This is a genomic window from Gilvibacter sp., from assembly GCF_013214815.1.
Taxonomy (GTDB): Bacteria; Bacteroidota; Bacteroidia; order Flavobacteriales; family Flavobacteriaceae; genus Gilvibacter.
Genome location: NZ_JABSPU010000079.1, coordinates 1 through 11,503, shown reverse-complemented (window position 1 = coordinate 11,503; position 11,503 = coordinate 1). Strand labels below are relative to the sequence as shown.

Below are 11,503 nucleotides of genomic sequence, written 5' to 3'. Positions count from 1 at the left end.
TCCTCCCCCCGGAGGAATGGGTGCGTCAACACTGTATTCATTTTTTACATCACGACAAGGGATACCCTTTGAGTTTGATCAATGTAGAAAAGCAACTGGAAGTGAGCGGCTTAAAGAAACGCTATGACGTGGTGGTGTTTCATCCCGATGGAAAAATTAGGGTTTTGGTGGAGTGTAAAGCACCTTCTGTAGCGATCACTCAAGATACTTTTGATCAGATTGCGCGATACAATTTAGCTCTGAATGCAAACCTGCTGATGGTCACCAATGGCCTATCCCATTATTACTGCCAGCTCGACTACGCCAACAGCCGATATAATTTCCTGCCAGAACTGCCCTCGTATAATTAACTTTGCAAACGTGAAAGTCGCTGTAGTCATATTGAATTGGAACGGACGCCAACTGTTGGAGACCTATTTGCCTTCTGTGGTGGCGCATAGCGCTGAAGCTCACATTTATGTGGCCGACAATGCTTCTACTGATGACTCTGTGGTTTTTCTAAAAGAACACTATCCGCAGATCACCTTGATACAAAACGCCACCAACAGCGGTTATGCTGGCGGTTACAATGAAGCTCTAAAGCAGGTAGATGAACCGCTTTGGGTATTACTCAATAGTGATGTGGAAGTCAGTCCAAATTGGCTCGACCCAATGATTGCGGCCTTTCAAAACAACGACCAACTCGCCGCTGCTCAGCCCAAGATCTTAGATCACCGCAATCCAGAATCCTTTGAATACGCTGGAGCTGCTGGTGGCTTTATTGACAAATACGGCTATCCGTATTGCCGCGGACGTATTTTTGACACCCTGGAAAAAGACGAGGGACAATACAATGCTGAGATCGATATCTTTTGGGCCACAGGTGCTTGCTTATTCATAACCAAGGAAGCATTTGAGACTGCCGGAGGTTTTGACGAGCGCTTTTTTGCTCATATGGAAGAGATTGATCTTTGCTGGCGCTTGTTTCATTTAGGCAGAGAAGTTAAGTGCATTCCGCAGAGTTCCGTTTACCATTTAGGCGGAGGAACCTTACCCAGCATGCATCCCAAAAAGACCTATTACAACTTTAGAAACTCCCTATACTGCCTGACCAAAAACCTCAATGGATTCACGGCTAAAAAGTGCATTTTTGTTCGGATGGTCCTTGACGGGCTTGCTGCCTTGCGGTTTTTGATCAAGGGGCAATTTGGTCATGTGAGCGCGATCTTTAGGGCACACATGGACTTTTACAGAAACTACAGGGATATAACCAAAACAAAGCCAGCTACTTACAACACTCAAAACTACTACGTTATTAACAGTATAGTGTGGAAGTATTTTGTTTCTGGGCTGCGCACTTTTAGCAAGCTTTAACTACCTTTACCTAAAGTATTGTTAAGGATTTTTAGCAAAGCTGCATAACAACTAATTTTACGTAACTAAACTGAGATTTATGAAGAAAATAGCATTAATTGCCGCCATTGCCCTTACCGCGGTATCCTGTGTATCTAAAAAACAATACGCAGAACTAGAAGCCAAACAACGCAACACAGAAGATTTATTGAATTCAGCTACCGTTAAGCTCAACAGCTGTCTAGAAGAAAAAGCGGGACTCACTGCCCGAGCCAATTCTTTAGAATCACAAGTTGCTTCTTTAAACGCTACCAACGGAGATCTTATCAAGCAGATCGGGGAGTTTACCACACTTACCCAACAAGGCGCTGCAAACTTGGAAAGATCATTGGAGAGCTTAAAAGAGAAGGATTTGACCATTCGCAAGCTTCAAGATGCAGTTACTCGTAGAGATTCTGTAAACCTCGCTTTGGTTCAGAGCCTTAAAGGAGTGCTTGGAAACTTGGATGATGAAGATATCGAAGTTAGTGTACAGAAAGGTGTGGTTTACGTATACATCTCTGATAAACTATTATTTAAGAGCGGAAGCTATGCCATTACCGATCGCGCCAAGGAAGTACTTGGAAAAGTAGCGAAGGTTGTAAACAACAAACCTGATTTTGAATTCTTAGTAGAAGGTCACACGGACACCGATCCTATCAGTCGTTCTGGAGTGAAAGACAACTGGGATTTGAGTGTGCTTCGCGCAACAGCGGTGGTAAGATTGCTGCAAGATGAATTCGGAGTTGATCCGAAGCGTATGACTGCAGGAGGCCGTTCAGAATACATTCCTGTGGCACCGAATGACTCCGCAGAAGGAAAAGCGAGAAACCGCCGTACTCGTATTGTGGTACTGCCTAAGATCGATCAGTTCTACAACATGATTGAAGACGGACTTAAAGATCCAGCGATCAATAACTAGTCCTCGCTAGACAAACTACAAACCGCGCCCACAAGCGCGGTTTTTTTATGCGAATACCTTATCTTTAAGGATAAGCTACATCACACCCATGACCAATCAACAATCCAACAAAGAAACGCTTAAAACAGCAGTGCTTTCCATTTTGGAAGACCCACTGAATGATCAAAACCTGCACGGACGCTTAATGCAAATTCACGGACTTTTCAGCGAACTCACAAGGGTGTCGGGTATGGATCAAGAGATGGAAATGATGGCCGCAGTTCCTTCCGCTTACGGAAAGGCATTAGGCATAAATCACGCGGCACAATGCCTCTTGGACCTTAGAAGAACGCGCAAATACCTACAGGGTATGCAAAAAGCTATTGCATTGGCAAAGACCAGAGTTAGCGGTAGACCTGTAAAGGTGTTTTATGCGGGCTGTGGGCCTTATGCCCCTTTTATGACCCTACTCGCGGCGATCTACACCTCAGAGGAGCTTTCCTTTAGTATTTTAGAGATCAACGAACGCTCTTTGGAGGCTGCAAAAAAGCTGATACAGGCCTTGGACTTAAAAGATTATTTGATCGATTCTTATTTGGCCGATGCAGTCACCTTTAAAGTTCCGGAAGCCGATCAATACGATATACTCTTTAGCGAGACCTTAGACGCTATGCTTTATCGGGAATGCTATGTGCCTATTCTTTACAACATGCTGCCTCAGTTTAACGACGATATTATTCTCATACCCGAGAATGTGAGCTTGGAACTAAGTTTGATCAAACCAGCTGTTGCTGGTAGCGAGGATCGCGTAGAACTTCATAAAAAAACCATAGTCAACGTAAGAGATCTACTGGGCCAGATCCCTCAGGGAGATGGATTACCAAGTGTCTTCAAGGAGGTTCCTGTGCCCTTGAATTCAATGGATGACTTTGAGAGTCTCATCATTGACACGCGGGTGAAGATCCATGAGGACATTGTTTTAGAACGCGGAGAATCTTCCTTGAGCCTTCCCTTGGAAATGCGTTTAGAAAAACCCTTCCCAGACAGCACAATAACCTTTAATTATCAACTCGAACCACAAATAGAACTCAAATACACCTTAGAGCCTCTAGGTTCATAATACAGAACATATGAGTGAACAAGAATTTGAAACCATATATTCCAGAACGGAAGTTCGCGTGATTCTCTTAAAGGGATTATTAGAACAGTCAGGAATAGATGCTATGGTGCAAAATGACTACCAAGCCGGGATCACTGCTGGATTTGGTGGCGGCACCCCAAACACTGTTAGATTAAAAGTACATCAGGGTGATCTTGAAAAGGCCAAAGCAATTGTGGACGATTTTATAAACAACCAACAGACCGATGAAGCTTAAAACACTACTATTGCTGGCTTTGATACTTGGCTGCCAAACCAGCTTTTCCCAAGACCAAGCGGATCAGCTCACTAAAGTAGAAAGCATTGATGCTACAATTGCCACACTTTATGGAGTGATCAGCGGCGAAAAAGGACAAGCGCGAGATTGGGAGCTCTTTACATATCTTTTTAAAGAGGAGGCTAAATTGATCTTTTCGGCCAAAACCAAGTATGGCAGTTATCAGGTCGTTTATATGAGTCCTGATGATTATATCAAACGTTCTGGAGCCTGGTTGGCAGAAAACGGCTTTTACGAAAAAGAGATCGGCAGGCAGGAAGATCGTTTTGGGACCATAGCGCAAGTTTTCAGTACCTATGAATCCTTCCGCTCCAAAAAGGACACGCAGCCTTTTATGCGAGGCATCAACAGCATTCAATTGCAATTTGACGGCAGCCGTTGGTGGATCGTGAATATCTATTGGACGCAAGAAACTCCAGAGAATCCGATCCCAGCGGAATATATTCAAAACAGACCTTAAGACCGTATGAGTTTGAATCGATCGTTGATTTTTGAATTGCTCCAAATTGCTTTGGCAGTTTGTTTAGCAAGCATTGGACTTAAAGCATTTTTATTGCCCAATGGCTTTTTAGATGGAGGCGTAACAGGTATTGCCATTTTAGTTTCTGAGCTGTTTCAGGTAGAGCTCTCCTATACCCTACCCATCATTACCATTCCGTTCTTTGTCATTGGTTGGTTTACTGTAGCGCGCAAGATCCTGATCAAATCGATCTTTTCTGTGCTGCTTTTAGCCGTAGTGATTCACTTTGAGAACTTTCAATCCATCACCGATGATAAATTGATCATCTCCATATTTGGTGGCTTGTTTTTAGGCGCCGGAATTGGCTTGGCCATTAAAAACGGTTCCGTATTGGACGGGTCGGAGATCTTTGGAATCTATATCAACGAAAAATGGGGTCTCAGTATTGGACGGGTGATCTTAGTTTTCAATATTGTCCTGTTTGGAATTACGGCTTTCCTGCTTTCTGTGGAGGTGGCCCTCTACTCTATTTTGACCTATATCGTTACCGCCAAGGCCATTGACTATACCATAGAAGGCTTTGAAGATCATGTGGGCTTGATGATCGTCACTGAACATCCGGCGGACTTACGTAAAGCCTTTACGGAGAAGCTCGGTATTGGGATGACTGTCAATAAAGGCACCAAAGGTGTGGGGAGTCGCGGAGAAAAGGATGACGTAGAGATTATTCATTCGGTGATCAATCGTATTGACATACGGCGCCTACAGCGCTTAATTGATAATTTGGATCTCAATGCCTTTGTCATTGAGTTCGATGTAAATAACGTCCGTGGAGGCATATTGAGAAAATATCTGAGTCGCGATCAAACTAAAAAATCAAACTAAAGATTATGAGAAATATACTTTTGGCAGTAGGTTTTATGCTGAGTGCACTCGGCCTGCAAGGGCAAGAGCTCCTCGGAGCCTGGGAATATTACGGAACTACCTCCCAAGGTCAAGAAGTAAGGCAGGTGGTCACTTATACTGACGGATTTCAAGTCCTTACGAAGTTTGACGCAAAAACGGGAGACTTTATCCATACCAATGGTGGATTGTGGAGTCTTGAAGGAAACACCCTAACAGAAACTGTGGAATTCAATTCGGACAATCCTGAAGCCGTTAGAAACTCCATCAGCTTTGACATTCGTTTAACCGATAAAGAATTGCAAATCGTAGGAGACGATCGGGTTTTTACGCGCGTGGATGACGGAAGTCCGGGAGCACTAAATGGCGCATGGCTTATGTCTGGACGCAAACGCAACGGAGAAATGCAAGAGCGGGATACCTCACGTCCGCGGAAAACCATGAAGATCCTCTCTGGAACTCGGTTTCAATGGATCGCCTACAATACGGAGACCAAACAGTTCATGGCTAACGGTGGTGGGAGCTACACTACGGTTGATGGCAAATACACAGAAAACATCGAGTTCTTTTCCAGAGATGTATCCCGTGTGGGAGCCGCTTTGGAATTTGACTATAAACTTATAGAGGGCCACTGGCATCATTCTGGATTTTCCAGTAAAGGCGACCCGCTTTACGAAGTTTGGAGTGAGCGTAGTCCGCAGTAAAAAATTTAGCTATGAAAAAGACAATAATTCTGCTCTTACTTTTGACTCCGCTGTGGGGTTGCCAAGGGCAAACAGAGAAACAAGAAGGTTCATATACCTTTAAATCCGGTGACCGCAATGGGACCGGTAAATGGTATATGGGACGAGAGATCGCCTTTGTGATGGGCTTTCAAGGTATGGGTTGGCTGGAACGGCCGGAACGTGAAAAGGAAGAGAATGTCTCCGCGCTTATTGCCAATATGGAGATCAGCCCCGATGATGATATTGCGGACATAGGTGCTGGATCTGGTTACCACGTGTTTAGAATGGCACCCTTAGCCAGTCAGGGAACCGTTTATGGCGTAGACATTCAAAATGAGATGTTGGCAGCCATGGAATACCGCATTGAAGCCCTTGAGGTAGACAACGTTACCTTGATCAAGTCTACCGAAAAAACTGCGAATTTACCTGCGAACTCCGTGGATAAAGTGCTGATTGTTGATGTGTATCACGAGTTTAGTTTTCCCGTAGAAATGATGGCCTCCATTTATGAGGCGATGCGCCCTGACGCTAAATTATATTTAATCGAGTACCGGGGAGAAGACCCAACTGTGCCCATTAAAGAGACTCATAAAATGACGGAGGCTCAAGCGGTAAAAGAAATGGAAGCGGCAGGCTTTAAGTTAGTTGAAAACATTGGAAACTTGCCTTGGCAGCATTGTATGGTCTTTGCCAAAGCAAATTAAGAGGCTTTTATAAAAGAATTGTGATATTCTTGGCAATCAGGCCTGTAGATCACAACTATCTTTAAACAAAACTTCAATCATGAAACTAAAAATTACACTGATCGCCTTATTTGGATTTATGCTCAACGCAACGGGCCAAGAGGCTGCCATTATTGATTTGGACCCAAATCAAAGCATGTCGATCACCGGGAAAGGCCCTGGACAAGATGCAACCATTAACCCTTATGTCTATGAAGACAGCATCATAGTGGTGTCTAATATTGGAAAGGGAGCCTTCTCTATTCGCATTCAAAAGGAGGGCGAGATCCTTCAGGAATTTGCCGTTAAACCCGAGCAAACTCAAGAACTCATCATTTCCAAAGGTCTTGAGATCTACTTTGACACTGAAGTTATTGCAAAGGCTGCGGTATCCTACAAGCCCGTTAAAAAAGAGTAAATATGAACAACGACCTCTTAGTCAATGAACGGCAAGCAGATCTGGGCAACTTTATGGTTGGGCGTCTGCTGCCTTTTCGAAAAAAACGGCAGGTAGGCCCGTTTACCTTCATTGATCATATGGGACCGGCTCAATTAGGCCCTGGCCGGTATATGGATGTGGATCAACATCCACATATTGGCCTCAGTACCCTGACCTATCTTTTTAAAGGGCAAATAGAACACCGAGACAGCGTGGGTAGCGTTCAAGTGATCTCACCCGGAGATGTTGGCTTTATGACCTCCGGCAGCGGTGTCACACATACCGAACGCACTCCTCTAGCATTAAGAGACGGCCGCGAGTTTGATATGCACGGCTATCAGATCTGGGTAGCACTGCCTCCTGAAAAAGAAACCATGGAGCCGCGCTTTGATTATTTTCCTGCGGATCAAATTCCCACTTGGCAAGAGGGCCCCATACACTTTAAACTAGCAGCCGGAGCGGCTTTTGGCAGAAAAGCACCACTGCAAGGCTACTCGCCTTTGTTTATGGTCGATGTGTTCACCGCAGAAGAAACCACCTTGCAACTGGCCGGGCAATTGCGCGGAGAGGTTGCCTTTGTGATCGTAAAAGGACAGATCAATGTAGATGGGCAAAAAGTAGATGCAGGGCAAATGCTGATCAGCAAAACCGATGAACAATGCGAGATCTGCATGGATGCCGATACCCAACTGCTCTTATTTGGTGGAGAACCCTTAGGGCAAGAGCATTTTTTACTGTGGAATTTTGTCTCTTCAGATAAAGAGCGATTGGCTCAGGCCAAGTCCGACTGGGAAGCTAAAAAGTTCCCTCAAGTTCCTGGAGATTCCACCTACATTCCAATTCCTCAACTCAAGCGATAAACCTTACTGGTTTGCGCAATTTTCTTTAGTTTTGAGGGGCAACTCAGAACTACTATGCGCATCAAGATTTTTATGCTACTGCTGCTCTGCTGCTTTACAATGACTCCTGCTTGTAAAGAAGAAAAGCTGGCTACTGCCACTACGCAGGCAGACCCTACACGTTTTCCGGACACCATAAACTCTAGACTAACGGAAGCCCATAAACGCATTCCAGGTTCCAAGGTTTACGCCTTGCTTCCTGAACAATTCAAGTTTGTGCGTGCACAGAATCAAATTCAAAAGGATCAGAATACCTTCATTCAAATCGTAGAAACGCCATCGGCCAAATTTGAAAATGCTAAAAAGGCCTTTAGTCGTGAGAATATAGAAGCTGGAGGGACTCAGGTTGACATTGTGCGCGACATTCGCTTTGGACCCTACGCAGGCATCTTTCTAGACGGCCCTTCTAATTTACCAACCCAGCGCAAGGCATCTATCGTTTTTGGAGACGATGATTTTGTTTGTTTGATCTTTGGAGAGTATCCTAGCGATAGTCCCACGGCTCGCAATGAAGTGTTGGATATCTTCAAAACCATGGTTCATGATAAGGAGCAAAACGCTGAAGATCTCTCCGGGCCTTTTTACACCTTTGATCCGAACATTACTGGTTTCAAGCCTGCCGTACTAAGCAAACAGGTGGATATTTATAATAAAGACGGCAATCCAGAATCTGAGAAGGCGCTGCCTACTTCGATGAACTTTGCTCCCATCCCTGTACTTCCGGTAGAAGCACAAGAAAAATATTTTGAGCAATTGGTTGAAGAAAGCCAGCAAGGACAACTAAAGATCACAGCCACTCCTACTAAACAAATTGTCATCAATGGTATGCCGGCAACTGTCTTAGAGACTACGGTGGTTTCTGGAGATAGAAGTGGTGTTTTTTACGCCGCCATTCTCAACGGAGCCAATAGTGCCTTAGTATTTATTTCTAGCGCCTTTGATGACCCTTTGCAACGACTTCCGCAATACAAGGCCACTTTAGAATCCATACGTTTTAATTAAGCCTGCAGCATTCTAAGATCAAAGACATATCGCAGCCTGGTCAAGCCGTTTTTGGTTTTCCTTTTACTGTTTGTATTTGGCCGCGTCTCTGCTCAAGAAGCCGATAGTCTTTATATCAAATCTTATGTAGATAAGATCATTCTCAAACTCAATCTGGATACGCAGAATAATGATTTTTAGGTCTTTGACCGCGTGCAACCCGATCTTTTTTTAAGTCCCAACAGCAGTTTACGAGTCGCTCTTTCTTTGGATTATGAGTTCTTAGGTTTTAACGTTGGTTTTGCCCCGCGCTTTTTCAATTCCAACAAAGACGACAACCGCAAAGGCGCGAGTGATCTCACAGATTTTAGTTTTCGATTCTTTTTGGGCAAATGGGCTCAAGAGCTCACCTATCAAAGCAGTCAAGGCTTTTATGTAGCCAATACAGGAGATTTTATTCCCGATTGGAATCCAGATTCAGACCCCTTTGCCCAATTCCCGGATCTCAGGACGATCTACTGGGGTGCTTCTAAGGCCTATGTTTTAAACGATAGATTCTCATTGCGAAATATTGTCTACAACACAGAATGGCAGCTCAAAAGCGCTGGGAGTTTTGTACCGACCTTTCGCTATGGCTACCGCAGGGTTTCTGGAACTTTTGATCAAGGCAAGGAAGTGGAGAACAATTTTGAATTTGAGTTACTGCTGCTTATTATTACACTTGGGTTATTGATGAGCATTGGTTTATCTCACCGCAGCTTTCGCCGGGTATAGGGATTCAATTCAGCGAATCCACTCAGGAGTTTACTGGCATTAGAGAAACAGACACCCGCTACCCTATTTCTTTGGATGGAGGGCTTCAATTGGGATACAGTTCTGAACGCTTCATTGCAGGTGCATTTCTAAATTTTGAATCCACCTTTACCGATAATGGCGGTGGCAGTTCCGTTCTAAATGACCAAGGTTACGCCCGCGTCTTTGTGGGAATTCGATTGGATCCACCAGAATTTATCGCACGTCAGGCTCGCAAGATCAATGAGAAATTCGGGCTATAAAAAAAGCGACCTCTTTGGGAGATCGCTTTTTCAATTTATAAGGCCTAATCCTTTATGCTAAATCAAATCGATCTGCATTCATCACTTTAGTCCAAGCAGCTACAAAGTCATTTACAAACTTCTCTGTAGCATCGTCTGTGGCGTAAACCTCGGCAACGGCTCTCAACTCGGTGTTTGATCCAAAGATCAGATCAGCGCGAGTACCTGTGAATCGAACCTGCCCTGTTCTGCGGTCACGTCCTTCAAAGGTCTTTTCGTCAGCATCTGCAGCACTCCAAGTGTAGGTCATGTCTACCAAGTTCTTAAAGAAGTCATTGGTCAAGGCACCTACGTTGTCTGTAAATACTCCGTGAGACGATCCGTCATAATTAGCACCTAAGACGCGCATTCCTCCAACCAAAACGGTCATCTCTGGAATTGAAAGCGCCATCAGGTTTGCTTTGTCTACAAGCAGATCTTCTGCTTTAACATCGATATTTGGATTTACGTAGTTTCTGAATCCATCTCCAAGAGGCTTCAAGTAATTGAATTGCTCAATGTCCGTCTGCTCTTGAGTAGCGTCACCTCGTCCTCCGTGGAAAGGAACACTCACCTCATGTCCAGCATTGCGGGCCGCTTCTTCGATGGCTGCGTTTCCAGCGAGTACGATCAAATCCGCCATAGAAACAGATCCGCTAAACTCGTTTTGGATCGCTTCCAACACTCCAAGTACTTTATTCAATTCTTCTGGGCGGTTTACTGGCCAGCTGCGCTGTGGTTCCAAACGAACACGTGCTCCGTTAGCTCCTCCACGCTTGTCTGTATCTCTGAAAGTAGATGCAGAAGCCCAAGCAGTTCTAACCAATTCAGGAATGCTCAAACCAGAAGCCAAGATCATTTTCTTCAATGAAGTCTCATCGTCCTTGCTAAGACTGTTAGATCCAGCAGGGATCGGGTCTTGCCATAGAAGATCTTCAGCAGGAACCTCTGGTCCTACATAACGAACTTTAGGGCCCATATCTCTGTGGGTCAATTTGAACCAAGCACGAGCAAAAGCATCTTCAAAAGCTTTGTGATCTTCGTGGAAGCGCTTAGAGATCTCTAGATAAGAAGGATCTGTCTTTAAAGCGATATCCGCAGTGGTCATCATCAAGGCTTGTTGCCCGTTTGGATCACCTGCAGTTGGTGCCATTCTCGCTTTAGACTCGGCTGTTGGTGTCCATTGGTGGGCTCCAGCGGGACTCTTAGTAAGCTCCCAGTCGTAGTTTAATAGTACATCAAAATAATCGGCATCCCATTGCGTTGGGTTTGGTGTCAAAGCCCCTTCAATACCACTGGTAATCGTATCTTCTAAAACGCCAGACTTGTAGGTGTTCTTCCATCCGGTACTCATTTCTTGCATGGTCGCTCCGTGTGGTTCAGGTCCAACGTATTGTCCTGGATCCGCGGCACCGTGTGCTTTACCAAAGGTGTGTCCTCCAGCAACCAAAGCAACAGGTTCTTCATCGTTCATGGCCATACGTCCAAAGGTCTCGCGTACATCTGCCGCAGATCCCATCGGATCTGGATTACCGTTTGGTCCTTCTGGGGTTACGTAGATCCATCCCATCATCACAGCCGCTAGAGGGCCCC

At 44.8% G+C, this 11,503-nt stretch carries 16 protein-coding genes; 15 read left to right on the top strand and 1 reads right to left on the bottom strand.

Going from position 1 to position 11,503, the window contains the following annotated elements; genetic code table 11:
• From HRT75_RS12810 to HRT75_RS12740, 15 genes are all read left to right on the top strand, one after another.
• Window positions 1–350: type I restriction enzyme HsdR N-terminal domain-containing protein (locus HRT75_RS12810; protein WP_291187432.1), on the top strand; the 350-nt coding region annotated here is incomplete at its 5' end.
• A gap of 10 nt (window positions 351–360) precedes the next feature.
• Window positions 361–1,353 (top strand): glycosyltransferase family 2 protein, encoded by a 993-nt coding sequence (locus tag HRT75_RS12805; RefSeq protein WP_291187430.1) that lies wholly within the window; start codon window positions 361–363, stop codon window positions 1,351–1,353.
• A 79-nt stretch (window positions 1,354–1,432) separates the two neighbouring features.
• Window positions 1,433–2,293, top strand: coding sequence for an OmpA family protein (locus HRT75_RS12800; protein ID WP_291187428.1), 861 nt, complete (start codon window positions 1,433–1,435; stop codon window positions 2,291–2,293).
• Window positions 2,294–2,381: 88 nt separating this feature from the next.
• Window positions 2,382–3,392 (top strand): phytanoyl-CoA dioxygenase, encoded by a 1,011-nt coding sequence (locus HRT75_RS12795; RefSeq protein ID WP_291187426.1) that lies wholly within the window; start codon window positions 2,382–2,384, stop codon window positions 3,390–3,392.
• A 10-nt stretch (window positions 3,393–3,402) separates the two neighbouring features.
• The gene (locus tag HRT75_RS12790) at window positions 3,403–3,648 is read left to right on the top strand and encodes a DUF2007 domain-containing protein (protein WP_291187424.1); all 246 of its coding nucleotides are present in this window, start codon (window positions 3,403–3,405) and stop codon (window positions 3,646–3,648) included.
• Window positions 3,638–4,168 carry a hypothetical protein gene (locus HRT75_RS12785; RefSeq protein ID WP_291187423.1) on the top strand — a complete coding sequence of 177 codons (531 nt, stop codon included), beginning with the start codon at window positions 3,638–3,640 and terminating at the stop codon, window positions 4,166–4,168. The genes HRT75_RS12790 and HRT75_RS12785 overlap by 11 nt, the downstream gene beginning before the upstream one ends.
• 6 nt (window positions 4,169–4,174) lie before the next feature.
• Window positions 4,175–5,053: a YitT family protein gene (locus HRT75_RS12780; RefSeq protein ID WP_291187421.1), complete on the top strand. Its 879-nt coding sequence runs from the start codon at window positions 4,175–4,177 to the stop codon at window positions 5,051–5,053.
• Between the two features lie 5 nt (window positions 5,054–5,058).
• A complete protein-coding gene (locus tag HRT75_RS12775; protein ID WP_291187419.1) occupies window positions 5,059–5,775 on the top strand; it encodes a membrane or secreted protein in 717 nt (238 codons plus the stop codon).
• A gap of 11 nt (window positions 5,776–5,786) precedes the next feature.
• Entirely contained in the window at window positions 5,787–6,500 is a 714-nt protein-coding gene (locus tag HRT75_RS12770) for a methyltransferase domain-containing protein (RefSeq protein ID WP_291187416.1), read from the top strand.
• 79 nt (window positions 6,501–6,579) lie between these two features.
• On the top strand, window positions 6,580–6,936 hold the full coding sequence (locus HRT75_RS12765) for a hypothetical protein (RefSeq protein ID WP_291187414.1): 357 nt from the start codon (window positions 6,580–6,582) through the stop codon (window positions 6,934–6,936).
• A gap of 2 nt (window positions 6,937–6,938) precedes the next feature.
• On the top strand, window positions 6,939–7,817 hold the full coding sequence (locus HRT75_RS12760) for a pirin family protein (protein WP_291187412.1): 879 nt from the start codon (window positions 6,939–6,941) through the stop codon (window positions 7,815–7,817).
• Between the two features lie 54 nt (window positions 7,818–7,871).
• Window positions 7,872–8,858: a hypothetical protein gene (locus HRT75_RS12755; RefSeq protein ID WP_291187410.1), complete on the top strand. Its 987-nt coding sequence runs from the start codon at window positions 7,872–7,874 to the stop codon at window positions 8,856–8,858.
• A 51-nt stretch (window positions 8,859–8,909) separates the two neighbouring features.
• Entirely contained in the window at window positions 8,910–9,038 is a 129-nt protein-coding gene (locus HRT75_RS12750; RefSeq protein WP_291187408.1) for a hypothetical protein, read from the top strand.
• Window positions 9,039–9,050: 12 nt separating this feature from the next.
• A complete protein-coding gene (locus HRT75_RS12745; RefSeq protein ID WP_291187406.1) occupies window positions 9,051–9,611 on the top strand; it encodes a DUF4421 family protein in 561 nt (186 codons plus the stop codon).
• Complete coding sequence (locus HRT75_RS12740; protein WP_366665071.1) at window positions 9,566–9,892, top strand: hypothetical protein; 327 nt, start codon at window positions 9,566–9,568, stop codon at window positions 9,890–9,892. The genes HRT75_RS12745 and HRT75_RS12740 overlap by 46 nt, the downstream gene beginning before the upstream one ends.
• Window positions 9,893–9,944: 52 nt before the next feature.
• Here HRT75_RS12740 and katG read toward each other — a convergent pair.
• Window positions 9,945–11,503, bottom strand: a 1,559-nt coding sequence (gene katG / locus HRT75_RS12735; RefSeq protein ID WP_291187404.1) for a catalase/peroxidase HPI, incomplete at its 5' end; no start/stop codon positions are given.